This is a genomic window from Endozoicomonas sp. Z74 (genome assembly GCF_057680865.1).
Genome location: NZ_JBLYZI010000061.1, coordinates 17,582 through 34,023, shown reverse-complemented (window position 1 = coordinate 34,023; position 16,442 = coordinate 17,582). Strand labels below are relative to the sequence as shown.

Sequence of the window (16,442 nt, the reverse complement as noted above, 5' to 3'; positions counted from 1 at the left end):
CCAATTGTAGATCTGCTGTACGCTGATACCGAGCTGTTCAGCAACAGCAGAAGCTTTGTGGTCTGGTAAGCCTGCCAGACGAACAGCTTCTTTTCGGAACTCTTCGGTATAAGCAGGGTTTCTATATTGGCTCATGATACACCTCCCAGTTAGACTGTAATCTAACTTAGCGGGGTGTCCACAATTCGTGGGTAACTCCTGTATCAAACGCCACAGGCCGAGGACACAGGGTTCCGATGGCAGGCTTGGTAACGATTTCGTAGAGATAAAAACAATAACGCCTGAAAAAAAACAAGAAAAAGTATCAGTAAAGCGAAAGGGTAACTTTAACAAACTACTCGTGGTCAAGATTTCTGAAAAATTTGAATTTGAGGCCCGTATGCTGGATCGGAAGAAAATGAGCAAAGGCAGTGGTAAAATAGCAACTGTTTCTTGGTCATCGCTCAAGAAAACGGGATGTTAGAGGGCGTCCTCCTCACAAAAAACCTGCCTACAGGCTGATACAACGGATGACGTCTACCCGGTCATATTCTTTGGCTCTCACCCCTACCCAGAGTGCAGACGAATGAAACAGAGGCGTTGCGTTCATCATTCGATTGGGTTCCCACGCAGAGCATGGGAACCAGGGAGATTATATAAAACATTTCTGATTACTTGATGGTTTCCAACACCACAAAAGCCACAGCATATTCCTGCTCATCAGAAATACTGAGGTGAAGGCTGGCGATCTCTTTCTGGTGTTGCAACTCAGCCGCATAACCATACAAAGTCAGGAACGGGGCACCGGAGTCGGTGTTGGCCACTTCAATGTGTTTGAACGACACTTTACCAATACCCGTTCCAAGTGCCTTGGCAAGCGCCTCCTTGGCGGCAAAGCGCTTTGCCAGGAAGGCCGCCTGGGCCGGATGGGAGCGCCACTGGCTGAACTCGGCATCGGTCAGAATCCGCTTTGCAAAGGACTCACCCAACCGCTTGAGTGACTGCTGAATCCGGTCAATCCGGACAATATCCGTACCGATACCAACAATCATACCCATCCCATCAACAAAGCCCGATTAAAATGCATTCCGGGAAGCCTGGAGCATCAGGGCTTTCATCTCCCTGACCGCGGCTTTCAACCCGGTAAACACCGCCCTGGAAATAATGGAGTGCCCGATATTCAACTCCTGAATACCGGCAATCATGGCCACCGGCTCAACATTCTGATAATTCAGGCCATGACCGGCATTCACCACCAGTCCATGTTCCCGGGCAACGGTCACCGCCCGGCGGAGCCTTACCAGTTCTTTATCCATTTCAGCGCCTGTCTCCGCCTCGGCATAAGCCCCGGTATGCAACTCAATGACCGGTGCGCCAGCCCTGGCCGCTGCCTCAATCTGATCCAGGTCCGGATCAATAAAGAGAGACACTTCGCTATTATGGGCTGCCAGCCGTGAGCAGGCACTGGCCACAGCGTCAAACTGGCCAGCCACATCCAGACCACCCTCAGTGGTCACTTCCTGGCGTTTTTCCGGAACCAGGCAGACATGCTGCGGGCAAATCTCTTTGGCAATCCCAAGCATCTCTTCAGTAATGGCCATTTCAAGATTCATCCGGGTCTGAAGGACCTCACGGATCAGACGAACATCCCGGTCAAGAATATGACGACGGTCTTCCCTCAGGTGCAGGGTGATGCCATCAGCGCCTGCCTCTTCAGCCTCAATCGCCGCCTGAACCGGGTCCGGATACTGAATACCCCGGGCCTGCCTCAGTGTGGCCACATGATCAATGTTCACGCCCAACAAAATACGCTGATGTGGAATCATGTTACTTCCTTTCAATCCTTCTTTTGACGGCTTCTATTGATCAGCATCAATCAGCAGCTCGACACTCAGGAAACCGATACACGGGTATCTGACTTTTGAAACAACAGACGGCTCTGCAAGGGCTTCAGACCAATCAATGGCTCAAGCGCCTGACGGGTAAACCGTTTGAAGCTGGAAAAATAATGGGGCTGGTTAAAGTCCCTTCTGGACAGGGCAAGCAGCACTTCAGCCCGGTAACAATAGCTCCGTTCACGGGACGCTACAGGGCCTGTTACCGGTAACAATCCCTGCTCCGGCAAAAAACGATAGGTGACGCCTTCTCTCAGGGGATTCCCCTCTAGAGCGTCCCAGGCAAGGGAGGGCTCGTAACCGGAGAGTGACAGAAGGTCCAGTTCAAAGGACCTTAACACCGGCTCAACCGCTTCACCCCGGGCCAGCCTGGCAACGGTTTCCTGATAAAGTGAGGTAACACCTTCCAGAGGCTGGCCGGAAATCATGGCTCTCATCAGCAACTCATTCACATAAAAGCCGCAGTAAAGCCGCTTGCCGGTCAAAAAGACAGAACTGCCACCGGGCTCAATATCCACCAGCGTTTTCAACTCACTGCGGCCTTTCCAGCGGACCAGCAGTGGATTAAAGGGTTGCAGCAGCACCGATGGTTTTGATCGAGCCTGGCGGACGCCCCGTACCACCATGGATACACGACCATGCTCTTCAACCAGGCAGTCCGCAATCACCGAGCGCTCTTTATAGGGTCGACGGTGAAGCAGCCAGGCCCGGTGAAACTCACTGGCTATGGTCATACCCCAGGCTTTTGAGGGCCCGCTCATCGTCGGACCAGCCCGCCTTCACCTTGACCCACAGGTTGAGCATCACTTTTGAATCGAACAGTTGCTCCATATCCTTCCGGGCATCCTGACCAATCCTCTTGAGACGGGCTCCCCGATCACCGATGACAATGGCTTTCTGAGTGTCTCTCTCTACCAGAATCAGGGCACTGATGGTCAGCAGGGGCCCTTTTGGCCGCATTTCCTGTTTGAACTCTTCAATTTCAACCGTGATCTCATAAGGCAGCTCATCGCCCAACTGGCGCATGACTTTTTCCCGGACCAGCTCCGCTGCCAGGAATCTTGAGCTGCGATCTGTCAACTGATCTTCCGGAAAATGATGCATGCTCATGGGCATCAGTTCCGTAATCATGGCTTCCAGCTCATCCAGGTTATGGCCGTGCTGGGCGGAGATAGGGATGATCGCCCTGAAGTCCATCTTACCGGCCAGGGTTTCCAGATGAGGCATCAGCTGAGCCTTTTCCCGTACCCGATCCACCTTGTTGACCGCAAGAATCACCGGGCAGCGGGCACCACGAACCTTCTCCAGCACCATCTGGTCTTCTTCCGTCCAGGCCAACCGGTCCACCACGAACACAATCGCATCAATCCCAGCCAGGGCACTGCTGGCGGCCTTGTTCATATAGCGGTTAATGGCCTTTTTCTGGGATTTGTGCATACCAGGGGTATCCACATAGACCGTCTGAACGCCTTCTTCGGTTTTAATACCCAGCACCTGGTGGCGGGTCGTCTGGGGTCTCCGGGAGGTAATCGACAACTTCTGCCCCAACACATGATTGAGCAGGGTTGACTTGCCAACATTTGGGCGACCGACAATCGCCACATAGCCACATCGGGTATTATCCAGCATCAGAGCCTCTTCTTCAGAAGCCCCCTGAATTGCCTGTACTTCAGAGGTCATTTACAAATTCCACACCCAGCTGTTTCAACGCATTCCTGGCGGCCTGCTGCTCTGCTCCCCGCCGACTTGACCCTTCACCACTGGACGGTTCATCCAGGCAGTCCAGGGCGCAGATAACGGTAAACACCTGGTCATGGGCCTCACCACTGATATCGGTTACCTGATATTTTGGCAGCGACTTCTGCCGGGCCTGGAGGTATTCCTGCAGCCGTGTTTTCGGGTCCTTGTTTTGCTGATCCGTCGTGGAAAGATTATCAAGGCGGGTATTAAACCAGCTACGGATCCGTTGATGGCAAACCGACATCCCGGCGTCCAGATAGATGGCGCCAATAATGGCTTCTACCGCATCGGCCAGAATCGATTCACGACGGTAACCGCCACTTTTCAGCTCTCCGGAGCCCAGGCGGAGAAACTCACCCAGCTCAAACTCGCGACCCAGCTCCGCCAGAGTGACACCGCGAACCATACGGGCTCGAAGACGGCTCAACTGCCCTTCCCGGGCCTGAGGAAATCGCTCATACAGGGCTTCGGCAATCACAAAATTAACAATCGAGTCACCCAGAAACTCCAGCCGCTCGTTGTTTCGACTGCCACAACTACGATGGGTCAGGGCCAGTTCCAGACGGCCCCGATCCGAAAATTCATAGCCCAGCTTGCGTTCCAGCCGGGCAAGGTCAACGGTTTTCACTGAGATTCAGCTTTCCAGTAATGGTTAAATGTTAATACAAGATCAATATTGTAGAGGTAGTTAATCCGGCGCTCATAATCGATATCCACACGCACCTGGCCATTCTCGCGAGTGAGCTTTACCTCATTACGATCCAACTTGACCAGATTGGTCTGAAGCCCCTTGTCAATCCAGCTTCTCACCTGAGTGACAGAGGCGGTGCTCACCCCTGGTCGTTCAGACAGTGAGGAGACCACTTTTCCCACCGCAAGGTCATCCATATACAGCGGCCCTACCTTCAAGGCCAGGGACAAGAACAAGCCTCCAATAAACAGGGCTACCAGCCACCCAAGAGCCGTTGCTCCCTTTTGTTGGTGTTTCATTCCATTCATTGCACTCTCCTCCTGAGAACGGTGTTACTTGATCACACCATTATTTTTGAAACTGGGAAGGCTTGTCCAGCTTGGCCAGTGCATCCAGATATAAACGGCCTTACCGACAATATTCTGCTCGGGAACATAGCCCCAGTAACGACTGTCATTACTGCGATCGCGGTTATCCCCCATCACAAAATACATGCCCTCGGGTACGGTCCACACCCCTTCAGCCCTGGGATCATTGCTGGTCAGCTCTTTTCGAACCTGGTATTGCTTTCCTTCAGCACTTTCCCGGTAAAGCCGATAGACAGAGCGTTCATCGCTGAGCTGGGCCACAAATTCCTCCGGCACCGGCTCACCATTCACCGTCAGCCGCTTACCAGAATATCGAACCACATCTCCGGGCAACCCAATGACCCGCTTGATAAAATTGATGCTTTCCTTACCAGGCTGTTTGAACACCATGACATCCCCCCGCTTGGGGTCTCCCACAGACAACACTTTGGTTCCGACCACTGGCAGGCGCAAACCGTAGTCATACTTATTCACCAGAATAAAATCCCCTACCGCCAGGGTTGGGATCATGGAACCCGATGGAATCTGGAAGGGTTCAAACAGGAACGACCTCAGCACCAGCACCAGCAGCAACACCGGAAAAATGGACTTTGCGGTTTCAACAACCGCCGGTTCCTGAGGGATCTCTTCCACTGACGGCACACCGCTGTTACCCCCCCCACCATTGAGCTGGGCTAAGGCAGCACGCCGCTTTGGAAGCAGTACGAACCGATCAAACAACGCAATGATACCCGTAACAAAGACCGACAGTACCAACAGCAGGGGAAAATTAATATCCATGGTTGTTTTTCTCTGAGCCTCTTCAACCTTAATTGTCTATATAAGCCTGCGAAATGGCAGCGCCAGACCGGATCATTCCAACAATCATCAATTAGATATAATCAAAGGTAACTTACTTGTCGACCTTTAAAACTGCCAGGAAGGCTTCCTGGGGGATCTCAACCCGACCCACCTGTTTCATACGCTTCTTGCCCGCCTTCTGTTTTTCCAGCAGTTTGCGCTTACGGCTGACATCCCCGCCGTAGCACTTGGCTGTCACATTTTTGCGCAGTGCCTTGACCGTAGTCCTGGCAATAATCTGACCACCAATGGCCGCCTGGATGGCAACATCAAACATCTGCCGGGGAATGATCTCTTTCATCTTCTCGGTGAGCAGACGACCACGGGAAATCGAGTGATCCTTATGGACGATTACCGCCAGGGCATCCACTTTTTCACCGTTGATCAAAATATCCACCCGGACCATTTTTGCGGCTTCAAAACGGTCAAAAGCATAGTCCAGAGAGGCAAAGCCGCGACTCACTGACTTGAGTCGGTCAAAGAAATCCAGGACCACTTCATTCATCGGCATATCGTACGTCAGGGCGACCTGGCCACCGGTGAACTGCATGTCCTTCTGAATCCCACGCTTTTCAACACAGAGGGAAATCACATTACCCAGATAATCCTGGGGTACAAGGATATTGGCCTGGACAATCGGCTCCCTGATTTCATCAATGCCAGCCGGGTCCGGCAACCGGGAAGGGTTATCCACTTCCACCGTTTCCCCGCTTTTCATCTGGCATTGATAAATAACCGTGGGGGCGGTGGTGATCAGGTCAAGATCATATTCCCGCTCAAGTCGCTCCTGAATGATCTCCATGTGCAACATCCCAAGGAAGCCGCAGCGGAAACCAAATCCGAGAGCATCACTGCTTTCCGGTTCGTAGAACAGGGATGCGTCGTTGAGACTGAGCTTTTCAAGGGCTTCCCGGAAGTTTTCGAAATCATCAGAGCTGACGGGGAACAGACCGGCATACACCTGTGGCTTAACGGTCATAAAGCCCGGGAGCGCCTCAACTTCCTGGGTTTTGACATGGGTCAGGGTATCACCCACCGGGGCACCATGAATATCCTTGATACCCGCAACTACATAACCCACTTCCCCCGCTTTCAAGACTCCGGTGGGGTTACGCTTGGGCGTGAAAATACCAATATTGTCCACCACATGGGCCTGACCGGTGGACTTGACAATGACTTTCTCACCCTTTCGCAGGGTGCCGTTTTTAACCCGTACGAGAGAGACAACGCCCAGATAATTATCAAACCATGAATCAATAATCAGTGCCTGAAGCGGACCATCAACACTCCCCTCAGGAGCCGGAATGGTTTGCACCAGACGCTCCAGAACATCATCAATCCCCAGCCCACTTTTGGCAGAGCAGCGCACTGCATCCGTGGCATCAATCCCAATGATTTCCTCAATTTCCTGGGCCACCCGATCCGGCTCCGCCTGGGGCAGATCCATTTTATTGAGGACCGGCATCACTTCCAGCCCCTGCTCAATGGCGGTGTAGCAATTAGCCACTGACTGGGCTTCCACCCCCTGGGCCGCATCCACTACCAGCAACGCCCCTTCACAGGCCGCCAGGGAGCGGGAAACCTCATAGGAAAAATCCACATGTCCCGGAGTATCGATGAAGTTCAACTGATAGGTCTGACCATCCTGGGCATGGTAATCAAGGGTCACACTCTGTGCCTTGATGGTAATGCCCCGTTCACGCTCCAGTTCCATGGAGTCAAGTACCTGAGCCTGCATTTCACGGTCACTCAAACCACCACAGGTCTGGATAAACCGGTCAGCCAGGGTCGACTTACCATGGTCAATATGGGCAATGATTGAAAAATTCCTGATTAAGCTTAGGTCGCTCACAATAGCATCACTACAAAAAATTTGTCCCTGCAGAGGCAGGGACTGAATTTGGCCTGACCAGACCGGCGGTTACACCGTACACGAAAAACCACAACACTGGGGTTATTCAGAGTCATCGGCTGAAAGTCCGGTCTTCTATATAAAAAGAGTTCCAGACAATTCTATCGCATGTCAGCCCGCTACTCCATGACCGGAATAAGCGGGCTGATTTCTTCTGAAAGACGGCGGGCTTGGGTAGCGCCTCCTGGCCAATCAATCCATCAGTCTGAAGGTGATATAACCGGGGTTGCCACCGCGTATCACTCGCATTGAAATGGAGCGGTCTTTAGGCAGCTTGGCAACCACCTTATTAAACTCAGACAGGCTGGAGACTGTGCGATTGTTCAAGTCAGTAATCACATCTCCCTGGCGCAGACCAATGGATCGCCCTGCTCCCCGGGTAACTCCAGTGACCACAAGACCTTTTACATCCTCATCCAGGCGGAGCTTGCTGCGATAGTTGTCATCCAGTTCTGCCACCTGAACCCCCAGGGGGTTTTTATCTGGCGCGGGTTTGGTGCTCCGCTCAGGCCCAACATTTTCATCCGGAAGCTGACCAACCTCCACTTCAACGGTTTTGCGCTTGCCACTGCGGATGTACTCAAGGGTGGCTTTCTCACCGGGCTTGACGACCCCCACTGACATGGGCAGAACCCCCGAACTGCTGATTTCCCGCTTATTAAACCGGATGATCACGTCGCCCGGGTGAAGCCTGGCTTTATCCGCAGGCCCGCCCGGAACCACCTGACTGACCAGGGCTCCCATGGGGCGCTCCAGACTGAAAGATTCCGCCAGATCCCGGTCTACATCCTGAATAGCCACGCCCAGCCAGCCGCGAGTCACATACCCCTTCTCTTTTAGCTGATCCACAGCCCACATCACGTGATCGACTGGAATGGCAAAGGAGAGCCCCATGAATCCACCGGAGCGGGTGAAAATCTGGGAATTGATCCCCACCACTTCACCTTTCATATTGAACAATGGCCCACCGGAATTACCGGGGTTGATAGGCACATCGGTTTGGATAAAGGGCACATAGGAATCACTGGGCAGACTTCTGTTCAGGGCACTGACAATGCCTTTTGTAATGGAATACTCAAAATTAAAAGGAGACCCAATAGCAGCCACCCACTGACCGGGCTTGATCTCATCAGAATCCCCCAACTTAACCACTGGCAGACTCCGGTCACTCTTGATCTTCAACAGCGCAAGATCTGAGCGCTTGTCCGATCCCACCAGCTCTGCTGAACGCTCACTGCGATCACTGAGTTTAACGATTATCTGATCCGCGCCGTCAACAACATGGTTATTGGTCAGGATATAACCATCGGCAGAGATGATAAAACCAGACCCAAGAGACATGGGCATGGACTTCCCTGAAGGGGGCTCATCGGGAAACGGAATACCGAAATAACGGCGGAAAATTTCTGGAATATCCTCTCCACCCGGCCCATAAAACTGCTGACGCCCTTTGGGCTTGGCAAGGGTACTGATATTCACTACAGCAGGTGATGCCTCTTCAAACAGCCGGGTAAAATCCGGCAGGGTATTGGCGCTGGCAACGGATGCCTGCAGCAGAATCAGGCACATCCCCCAACTAAAAAGAATTTTTCTTAAGAGAAGATTAACTCTGCTCATAGACCTTGCTTCTCCAACCTCGAAATAGTGGTTTTAACACACCCTTCGCCTTGGGCATGCAACTAAACATTTTGAGTGGCGTTTTTTACAGGGATCGTCTTTCAAAAAAGGCGTCTTTCAAAACATCCACAATTTTTACAACAGGCTCCGTGAGTCATCTGAAAAAAACACCGTCACTGACTTCAGCCCCTGTTACAGAGAACCCACTGTGATCAAACCAGCGACTGCCTGCCGACGATCAGAGCCCCTTCTGGCTGAACAACCCTGATAACATCCACCCGGCACATATCACCCGCCCTTTGACCAAACCATTTTACGGGCAGAAACCCCAGACCAAGCCCAATGACAGCAAACATCATTGTGGCGGCATCACTGAAACCTGCCAGTCCTGACAACCATAGCGACACCATCATCAAAAGCAGTGGGATAAGGTACACCAGCATGGAGGCTTTCATAAGGGCTCCTTCTGGAATACCCACGATGACCTGATCGCCTTCCTGAAGGGTAAACTGACTGAAGGCCCTGATGTACGAAAAAGAAGCGTTGGATTGGTATTTACTGGAAAGGTGTTGACCGCAACCATGACGCGCACTGCAACTTGAACAGGTGGATTTTCTGACTGTTTCAACCCAGACAGAGTCCCCCTTGACAGCAACCACTTGGCCTTGCTCTTCAATCATTTTCCTGAAAACCCGAAATACAACGGTAAGAGCATAATAAAAGAAAACCGCCCAGGGAAGTCCAGTAATCTTACCTGATCATTACACCATCAGCGGATCAACGACGTTCCTTTACGGGTCGAACAGATACAGCCACCCGTTCAGCGGTACTGAGAGGGACTTCACCTATAACGGTGACGTGATAATAATCCTCACCATCGCGATAGATCTTGGAGACAGCCGCCAGCGCTCCAATATTTTCCGACGCCTGACTCAATACACGGGTCTCATCCTGCTCCACAAAAACAGAAAAGCTGGCAATACCATCGGAGAAAATCAGGGCATCCACATTATGCTGGCTGACGGGCGAAGGGCGAAGACTTCTGTTCTTCATGGTAAAGCCGTCCGGTATCCACCCGGTTTCCCAGGCCAGCGGCTTTGGTTTAAGAGCCTCGGACGATTGCACTGGAACCACCTTCTGGGTAGAAGCTGGCTTTTTTTCAATAGCGGAAACGATTGCAGCAGGAAGAGAAGAAGGCACTTCAAGGCGGGTAAACTGCATCCTTTCCATAACCCTGCCATTATCATCAATCATGATGGTTTTGAGCAGAAGAGAGGTTTTCCGGTCAAGCCACAATTGATAGCCATAACGGAAACGGTCTTTGGGAATCATCATAAGCAGCACAGCTTCCCGACCCGCCACACGGTCAAGCCCGGCAATTTTCAAATCATAATGCTGATCCGAAATCGAACCCGAAAATTTGCCCATCATTGGCATCAGAGAGCCATGCTCAAACCGAACCCCTTCCTGCTTGTCATTGGAAAAGGTCAGATTATTTCCGGCACGAACAATCTCTCTCGGAGCACCATCCAGGTAAACGATGCGCTCTTTTTCAACTCCGGCACCGTCCACAAAGTGAGCTACGCTGAGGGTTTCCAGGCGCCCTCCCTGCTGATAGACAAAGTCTCCATGAAAGGTCATTTTCCGTGACGATTCCACCATCTGGCCAAGCAATTTCTGTGGCTCTGGCATAACAGCCGCCTGCAACGAACCCGCCAAAACCAGCAGAGCGAACAACAGCCCCCTGCCCATCAGTCCTTTAACATTCATAGATTTATTGTGCGTCAAAACTGGTCAATCGTGCGAAAGACAGAATACCCTGCCCGTGGTTGATGGCAGATAACTCCGCATGTTGAAGGGCATAAGCGCGGAATCGCTCCTGAGTCGCCCTGTCTGCAATGCTCTGGGCATAAGCCAGCTGTTCAGGCGTTATGCTGTCATGCTGCCTGGAGTTATAACCCGCCCGGATACCAGACGCGCCCAGGTTGTTCTGCATCCCGGGATTCAATTGGATCGGCTGGCTGAGCGTGGCCGGTTCATTCATGGCAATAACCGGCTCATCCTGGGGGGCATTAACATTACGAAGACCAATAACCATGGCGAACGCAACGGACGCAGCCATGGCAACCCGCCCTAAAGAAGACCACCAGCGCTCCAGAGCACTGACAGAAACCACTTCTCCCGCTCCCTTTCCGGACCCGGAAGCCTCTTTCAAGGCCGAATCCACTTCTTCCTGCTCAATAGCAGCCATTACGCCTGCCGAGATATCAACACCGGCAAACCGATTGGTCTCCCCTCTCAGGGCATCACCCATCAATTGATAACGACCAGCAGTGTCACGGAGGTCTTCATCCTTGCCAATACCGTCAAGAACTCTCCTCAGCTCAAGCTCACTGGCCTGGCCGTCCAGAGATACCGACAGGGATTCCTTCAGTCGTTCTCCGGCATGATTGTGAGAGTTTTTTTCACTCATGGAGCCACCTCTGGCAGTCACGCTGGTTAAGGCCAGGGCCTTTATTCACCCAACGTGTATTAAACCTGATTTTCCCGCTCTTTACCCATTCTGTCCCAGCAGCGGTCTGATTTCACGATCAATGGCCTCACGGGCCCTGAAAATTCTTGATCGCACAGTCCCTACCGGGCAGTCCATAACATCCGCTATTTCTTCATAGCTGAGACCATCAAATTCACGAAGCATGACGGCCGTACGCAACTCATCTGGCAACCGCTGGATAGCATCATGTATCACCTGCTCAATTTCATCACAGTACAGGTTACGCTCAGGGGTATCAACCACGCGTAGCGTTGAAGCCGTTTCCAGAAAGTCCGCATCATGTACGTCAACATCCGACTCAGGAAGCCTCCGGCCTTTGGACACCAGATGGTTCTTTGCCGTATTGACCGCTATGCGGTAAAGCCATGTATAAAAAGAGCTGTCTCCCCGGAACTTGTCCAGCGCACGGTAGGCTTTAATAAACGCTTCCTGAGTGACGTCCTGGACTTCCTGAAAATCACTCAAATAGCCACCTACCAGCCCAAGAATACGGTGCTGATACTTGATAACCAGCAGGTCATAAGCCCGCTTGTCGCCTTTCTTTACACGCTCGACCAGCTGTTGATCGGCGTCCTGATCTTCTACCATTCAGGGTTCTCCCACCTGCAAAGGCAGGAAAGCCCGGAGCGACAAATGGCACTCTGGCACAAGACACTCAAAGGCTCGAAAAACACTTTCTGCGTATAAATAGACCATCAAAATGAAGAAAAGTTCCTGAGACTTTCAAATTTTTACTGTAAAAATTCTGTCAACGTACTTATTCAGCCATCAAAGCCTGATCCACCCACGTCGCCCGAACTACCATCCCGCGTTACTATCACAGCGTACTATAGTGCCGCTCTTAATTTCTATATACTACTGCCGCCGGGAGCTTCTTTTCCAGCAATCCGCCTATTACCAGACAGGAAACCTTGATATTTCTCTGCTGTCATCATCCCTCGAGGTCTCATGATGCCTGGTAAAGAAATAGGAAATACAGGGTCAGCAGTGTCTCAATCGGCCTGTAAAAAATGAGCTTTAGCCTGGCAGCCATAAAACGAAACAAATACTCTGCCTCCGGTCAATGAGAATAGATGACTTTAGTGGCAGTATAGGGCTGAGTATTTTTGCCTTGAAAAACAGTTTGCCCCTACTGCTCATGAGTGGCAGTGGCGCAGAATGCTTTTCTTTTGCTTCGGGCATTTGAACCATCACACTCTCTGCACGTACATGACACCCCACCTTTTTTCACCAGGTTGTGCAGACATAGGGAAGTGTGATAATCAGAACAGGGCCTCTTCCCAGGGGATTTTTATGCAAACACCTTTTGACTACGACGTAATCATTATTGGCTCAGGAGCTGCGGGTCTGACCAGCGCACTGTTGATGCCCGACCACTTCCGGATCGCCGTATTCAGCAAACACCGCCTCACAGCAGGCTCCACCTATGGAGCTCAGGGGGGAGTGGCTGCGGTTCTTGATCAGGCTGGGGACAGTATCGAACAACACATCAGGGATACTTTGATTGCCGGAGCTGGCCTTTGCCATGAACCCGCCGTTCGTCATATCGTCGAAAACGGCCGCGCCAGCATTGAATGGCTGATTGATCAGGGGGTTCCTTTTACTGAGGATAATGACCAGCAGCGCCCCTACGAATTTCACCTGACCCGGGAAGGTGGGCACAGCTCCAGAAGAATTATTCATGCGGCGGATGCCACAGGCCAGGCCATATCCAACACCCTGCTGGAACAGGCTGAAAACAAAGCCAATATTGACCTGTATGAGAACCACCTTGCCATTGACCTTATTACCACCGGCAAACTGGGAATGAATGACAACCGTTGTGTGGGTGCCTATTTTCTGAACCTGGACACCGACCACACCCGGGTTTTCCGGAGCCGGTGCACCATTCTTGCCTCTGGAGGGGCCAGCAAGGCCTATCTGTACACAAGCAACACCGACGGAGCCTCCGGTGACGGGATTGCCATGGCCTGGCGGGCGGGCTGCCAGGTTGCCAACATGGAGTTCAACCAGTTCCACCCCACCTGTCTTTACCACCCCAAAGCAAAGTCCTTCCTGATTTCCGAGGCAGTCAGGGGTGAAGGTGGAAGACTCCTTCGTCCAGATGGAACCCGTTTCATGCCAGACTACGATGAGCGGGGTGAGCTGGCCCCCAGAGATATCGTCGCCCGGGCCATCGACCATGAAATGAAGCGCCTGGGCTCTGACTGCCTTTATCTGGACATCAGCCATAAACCGTCTGAGTTTATCCGCTCCCATTTCCCAACTATCTACGAACGATGCCTGACGTTCGATATTGACATCACCAGGGAACCCATCCCTATCGTTCCAGCAGCTCACTACACCTGCGGGGGTGTCATGGTGGACTTCAATGGTCAGACCGATATCAGCGGCCTGTTCGCCATTGGCGAGTGCGCATTTACCGGACTCCATGGAGCCAATCGCCTGGCCAGCAACTCGCTGCTTGAGTGCTTTGTCTCTGCCCAAAGCTGCTCAAGGTTGATTACAGAAACACTTCACCAGTACCCAGCTCCGCCATCACTGCCAGACTGGGATGAAAGCCAGGTAACGGACTCTGATGAAAATGTTGTCATTGCCCATAACTGGGACGAGCTACGCCGTTTTATGTGGGACTATGTGGGCATCGTCCGAACCACCAAGCGCCTGCAAAGGGCCATGAACCGAGTTGGGCTTCTGCAGTCGGAAATTCATGAATTTTACAGCAATTTCAAAATAAGCAACGACCTGATAGAGCTTCGCAATCTTGCCCAGGTTTCAGAGCTGATTATCCGGTCCGCAATGCAAAGGCAGGAATCCCGGGGACTGCACTTCACTCTGGATTTCCCGGAAACCGCCCCTGAAGCAAAAGATACTATTCTGACCCCGGACAATCATTCTTCCCTCCTGGAAATAAACGAGAGCTGTCCAGCATAAGTCGCAGCCGCAATCCATGGAGCTCTGACCCACTGTCCGGAAAAAGAATCAGACTCACCGGACGGTGGCTGCCTTCACACTTCATTTTCATGCAGATCAGAAATGATGTGACCACCACTTCCCCTACCGGCCAGGCACGGCGCCAACCACCGGCCAGCTGAACCCTCCAGTGATCCTGATACAGACGCACGGCAAGGACACTCAGCCCGTGTCTGAGCAGAATATACCGATGGAGAAAATAGAATAAATGAATCAGCAGAACCGTGGTCAAGAGGACTTTGCCCAGGACCAACAGAGAGGACAGCCACAGCGCTACGAGCGCAGCACCGTGACTTCCAGCCGCCAGCAAGAACAAGCAGCGGGAGGGGTGAATGTTGACTTCACATAGGATCGCCCTGGTATCGCCCACGCTCCAGCACCCTGTCCACCATCTCACTCAAGGCCCGGTCCTCCGGCCTCATATCACTCATAAACCAGCTGAACAGATCAGGATCTTCGCATTCCAGCAAACGAATATAGGTTTTCTGGTCTTTATCCTCCATCAATGGCAGCGCTTCCCGGGTAAACGGCTCAAGCAGCACATCCAGTTCAAGCATCCCTCTCCGGCTGCGCCACTGAAGGCACCGGATTTCATCTTCATCCAGCATAGTAAAAACAACTCCCACAAAAACTCAGCAGACTATAGTATACCCGCACACTGAATCCCACCCCTTCTGCCAGCAGGAATGGCAACATCACCCACAGGGGTATGGCAGAGGGCAATATTCCTCTATGATCACGAGATTCTGTCAACAGAACCTTACCAACGCCTGATACGAACACAAGGTCAACCGATGAAGATGGACTGGAAAGAATACCTGTCAACCCAGGGAGCCCGATTTGAAGGAGACAGGCTGATGGGCTTTCCCCAACAGCCCCGACAGCGCACTGAGGCCACAATATCGGTACTTTCTGAGCACAGTCTGATGACCATCAGCGGCCCGGACAGCCAGCGCTTCCTCCAGGGTCAGATTTCGACCCACATGAACCAGCTACTCCCTATGCAGCACTCAGGGGGGGTGGCCTGTACACCGAAAGGAAGAGTGTACTCAACCTTCCGAATCGCCAATGATGGATCGCAGTACTTTCTCTTCATGGGTTCCGATCTGATAGAGTCCACTCTGGAAATCCTGAAAAAATACTCGGTTTTCTTTAAGGCAACCCTGGAGAGTTCACAGAACACGGTCCTGCTGGGGCTTTCCGGAACCGATATTGACGCCCGGCTCATGGAGATTTTCTCCCTGGAGCAGCTTCCCAGAGACAATACCCTACAGGCCATTGAAGACGACTGTCTTTTAATGGACATTCCGGGCATTACACCAAGGTACCTGCTCTGGCTACCGGAACAAAAACTGTCTCAATGGTGGCCAGAACTGACCAGCCGCCTGACACCGGCCACGGAAGCCTTCTGGAAGCTATTGAATATTGAGTCGGTGACACCGGAGCTCAGCGCTTCTCTGACGGAAAAGTACATCCCCCAGCACCTGAACCAGCCTTCACTGGGCAATGTCAGCTTCAAAAAAGGTTGCTTCACCGGTCAGGAAATCATCACCCGCATGCAAAACCTCGGGCAACAGAAAAGTCGTTGCTATCACCTGACCCTGAAGGATGAGACAGTACCCGATATCAACCAGCGGATTTACGACCAGGACGGCAAGAACGCAGGAGAAGTGATCATGGCCACCAAAGGAGTTGAGGGCTCTCAAGTGGATATGCTGGCAGTAGTACACATTGATTCCGCAGAAGCCAACCAGCTCTACCTGGACCAGGATGGTAACCAGTCTCTGGAGGCTCACCCCATTCCATATCCTATTGATGAAAAGGCTGAGTTACAGCTCTAAACCAGGCCCTGGTGAAACTCAAGGCTCTGATG

At 52.2% G+C, this 16,442-nt stretch carries 19 protein-coding genes; 3 read left to right on the top strand and 16 right to left on the bottom strand.

From position 1 onward, the window contains the following. The coding region (locus ACNRUY_RS16855) for a transposase (RefSeq protein ID WP_488111291.1) at window positions 1-135 on the bottom strand (135 nt) is incomplete at its 3' end. 52 nt (window positions 136-187) lie between these two features. Between ACNRUY_RS16855 and ACNRUY_RS16850 the strand changes: the two genes are divergently transcribed. Beyond that, complete coding sequence (locus ACNRUY_RS16850) at window positions 188-463, top strand: hypothetical protein (RefSeq protein WP_488112815.1); 276 nt, start codon at window positions 188-190, stop codon at window positions 461-463. 187 nt (window positions 464-650) lie between these two features. Here ACNRUY_RS16850 and acpS read toward each other — a convergent pair whose 3' ends face one another. From acpS to rpoE, 13 genes are all read right to left on the bottom strand, one after another. After that, window positions 651-1,031 carry a holo-ACP synthase gene (gene acpS / locus ACNRUY_RS16845; protein ID WP_488112814.1) on the bottom strand — a complete coding sequence of 127 codons (381 nt, stop codon included), beginning with the start codon at window positions 1,029-1,031 and terminating at the stop codon, window positions 651-653. Window positions 1,032-1,055: 24 nt separating this feature from the next. Beyond that, on the bottom strand, window positions 1,056-1,805 hold the full coding sequence (gene pdxJ / locus ACNRUY_RS16840; protein WP_488112813.1) for a pyridoxine 5'-phosphate synthase: 750 nt from the start codon (window positions 1,803-1,805) through the stop codon (window positions 1,056-1,058). Window positions 1,806-1,870: 65 nt separating this feature from the next. Next, window positions 1,871-2,608 carry a DNA repair protein RecO gene (gene recO, locus ACNRUY_RS16835; RefSeq protein WP_488112812.1) on the bottom strand — a complete coding sequence of 246 codons (738 nt, stop codon included), beginning with the start codon at window positions 2,606-2,608 and terminating at the stop codon, window positions 1,871-1,873. Beyond that, window positions 2,592-3,503 carry a GTPase Era gene (era, locus tag ACNRUY_RS16830; RefSeq protein ID WP_488112816.1) on the bottom strand — a complete coding sequence of 304 codons (912 nt, stop codon included), beginning with the start codon at window positions 3,501-3,503 and terminating at the stop codon, window positions 2,592-2,594. Before era ends, recO begins: the two co-directional genes overlap by 17 nt. 40 nt (window positions 3,504-3,543) lie before the next feature. Further along, the gene (gene rnc, locus ACNRUY_RS16825) at window positions 3,544-4,242 is read right to left on the bottom strand and encodes a ribonuclease III (RefSeq protein WP_488112811.1); all 699 of its coding nucleotides are present in this window, start codon (window positions 4,240-4,242) and stop codon (window positions 3,544-3,546) included. After that, complete coding sequence (locus ACNRUY_RS16820; RefSeq protein ID WP_488112810.1) at window positions 4,239-4,613, bottom strand: DUF4845 domain-containing protein; 375 nt, start codon at window positions 4,611-4,613, stop codon at window positions 4,239-4,241. Before ACNRUY_RS16820 ends, rnc begins: the two co-directional genes overlap by 4 nt. 24 nt (window positions 4,614-4,637) lie before the next feature. After that, window positions 4,638-5,453, bottom strand: coding sequence for a signal peptidase I (gene lepB, locus ACNRUY_RS16815; protein ID WP_488112809.1), 816 nt, complete (start codon window positions 5,451-5,453; stop codon window positions 4,638-4,640). A 112-nt stretch (window positions 5,454-5,565) separates the two neighbouring features. Then, window positions 5,566-7,365: a translation elongation factor 4 gene (gene lepA, locus ACNRUY_RS16810; protein ID WP_488112808.1), complete on the bottom strand. Its 1,800-nt coding sequence runs from the start codon at window positions 7,363-7,365 to the stop codon at window positions 5,566-5,568. 252 nt (window positions 7,366-7,617) lie between these two features. After that, window positions 7,618-9,042, bottom strand: coding sequence for a DegQ family serine endoprotease (locus ACNRUY_RS16805; protein ID WP_488112807.1), 1,425 nt, complete (start codon window positions 9,040-9,042; stop codon window positions 7,618-7,620). Between the two features lie 212 nt (window positions 9,043-9,254). After that, window positions 9,255-9,722, bottom strand: coding sequence for a SoxR reducing system RseC family protein (locus tag ACNRUY_RS16800; RefSeq protein WP_488112806.1), 468 nt, complete (start codon window positions 9,720-9,722; stop codon window positions 9,255-9,257). 97 nt (window positions 9,723-9,819) lie between these two features. Beyond that, the gene (locus ACNRUY_RS16795) at window positions 9,820-10,734 is read right to left on the bottom strand and encodes a MucB/RseB C-terminal domain-containing protein (protein WP_488112805.1); all 915 of its coding nucleotides are present in this window, start codon (window positions 10,732-10,734) and stop codon (window positions 9,820-9,822) included. A gap of 82 nt (window positions 10,735-10,816) precedes the next feature. After that, window positions 10,817-11,515 carry a sigma-E factor negative regulatory protein gene (locus tag ACNRUY_RS16790; RefSeq protein ID WP_488112804.1) on the bottom strand — a complete coding sequence of 233 codons (699 nt, stop codon included), beginning with the start codon at window positions 11,513-11,515 and terminating at the stop codon, window positions 10,817-10,819. Between the two features lie 81 nt (window positions 11,516-11,596). Beyond that, window positions 11,597-12,184: an RNA polymerase sigma factor RpoE gene (gene rpoE / locus ACNRUY_RS16785; RefSeq protein ID WP_488112803.1), complete on the bottom strand. Its 588-nt coding sequence runs from the start codon at window positions 12,182-12,184 to the stop codon at window positions 11,597-11,599. 705 nt (window positions 12,185-12,889) lie between these two features. On the opposite strand from rpoE, the gene nadB reads away from it, so the two are divergent. After that, window positions 12,890-14,530 (top strand): L-aspartate oxidase, encoded by a 1,641-nt coding sequence (gene nadB / locus ACNRUY_RS16780; RefSeq protein WP_488112802.1) that lies wholly within the window; start codon window positions 12,890-12,892, stop codon window positions 14,528-14,530. Here the strand turns inward: nadB and ACNRUY_RS16775 are convergent. Together ACNRUY_RS16775 and ACNRUY_RS16770 are read right to left on the bottom strand one after the other, a co-directional pair. Continuing rightward, entirely contained in the window at window positions 14,469-14,939 is a 471-nt protein-coding gene (locus ACNRUY_RS16775; protein WP_488112801.1) for a protein YgfX, read from the bottom strand. The two genes, nadB and ACNRUY_RS16775, sit on opposite strands and share 62 nt — an antisense overlap. Beyond that, window positions 14,911-15,177 carry an FAD assembly factor SdhE gene (locus tag ACNRUY_RS16770; RefSeq protein ID WP_488112800.1) on the bottom strand — a complete coding sequence of 89 codons (267 nt, stop codon included), beginning with the start codon at window positions 15,175-15,177 and terminating at the stop codon, window positions 14,911-14,913. The genes ACNRUY_RS16775 and ACNRUY_RS16770 overlap by 29 nt, the downstream gene beginning before the upstream one ends. 186 nt (window positions 15,178-15,363) lie before the next feature. Here ACNRUY_RS16770 and ygfZ point away from each other — a divergent pair, with 186 nt between their 5' ends. After that, window positions 15,364-16,410, top strand: coding sequence for a CAF17-like 4Fe-4S cluster assembly/insertion protein YgfZ (gene ygfZ / locus ACNRUY_RS16765; RefSeq protein WP_488112799.1), 1,047 nt, complete (start codon window positions 15,364-15,366; stop codon window positions 16,408-16,410). Window positions 16,411-16,442 lie beyond the last annotated feature (32 nt).

What these genes read in the sequence shown, in the direction of transcription:
- recO (WP_488112812.1), bottom strand. Translation starts at nt 2,608, where the DNA reads ATGACCATAGCCAGTGAGTTTCACCGGGCCTGGCTGCTTCACCGTCGA.
- ACNRUY_RS16790 (WP_488112804.1), bottom strand. Translation starts at nt 11,515, where the DNA reads ATGAGTGAAAAAAACTCTCACAATCATGCCGGAGAACGACTGAAGGAA.
- nadB (WP_488112802.1), top strand. Translation starts at nt 12,890, where the DNA reads ATGCAAACACCTTTTGACTACGACGTAATCATTATTGGCTCAGGAGCT.
- rpoE (WP_488112803.1), bottom strand. Translation starts at nt 12,184, where the DNA reads ATGGTAGAAGATCAGGACGCCGATCAACAGCTGGTCGAGCGTGTAAAG.
- ACNRUY_RS16805 (WP_488112807.1), bottom strand. Translation starts at nt 9,042, where the DNA reads ATGAGCAGAGTTAATCTTCTCTTAAGAAAAATTCTTTTTAGTTGGGGG.
- ACNRUY_RS16795 (WP_488112805.1), bottom strand. Translation starts at nt 10,734, where the DNA reads ATGCCAGAGCCACAGAAATTGCTTGGCCAGATGGTGGAATCGTCACGG.
- ygfZ (WP_488112799.1), top strand. Translation starts at nt 15,364, where the DNA reads ATGAAGATGGACTGGAAAGAATACCTGTCAACCCAGGGAGCCCGATTT.
- era (WP_488112816.1), bottom strand. Translation starts at nt 3,503, where the DNA reads ATGCTGGATAATACCCGATGTGGCTATGTGGCGATTGTCGGTCGCCCA.
- acpS (WP_488112814.1), bottom strand. Translation starts at nt 1,031, where the DNA reads ATGATTGTTGGTATCGGTACGGATATTGTCCGGATTGACCGGATTCAG.
- ACNRUY_RS16820 (WP_488112810.1), bottom strand. Translation starts at nt 4,613, where the DNA reads ATGAATGGAATGAAACACCAACAAAAGGGAGCAACGGCTCTTGGGTGG.
- pdxJ (WP_488112813.1), bottom strand. Translation starts at nt 1,805, where the DNA reads ATGATTCCACATCAGCGTATTTTGTTGGGCGTGAACATTGATCATGTG.
- lepB (WP_488112809.1), bottom strand. Translation starts at nt 5,453, where the DNA reads ATGGATATTAATTTTCCCCTGCTGTTGGTACTGTCGGTCTTTGTTACG.
- ACNRUY_RS16770 (WP_488112800.1), bottom strand. Translation starts at nt 15,177, where the DNA reads ATGCTGGATGAAGATGAAATCCGGTGCCTTCAGTGGCGCAGCCGGAGA.
- ACNRUY_RS16800 (WP_488112806.1), bottom strand. Translation starts at nt 9,722, where the DNA reads ATGATTGAAGAGCAAGGCCAAGTGGTTGCTGTCAAGGGGGACTCTGTC.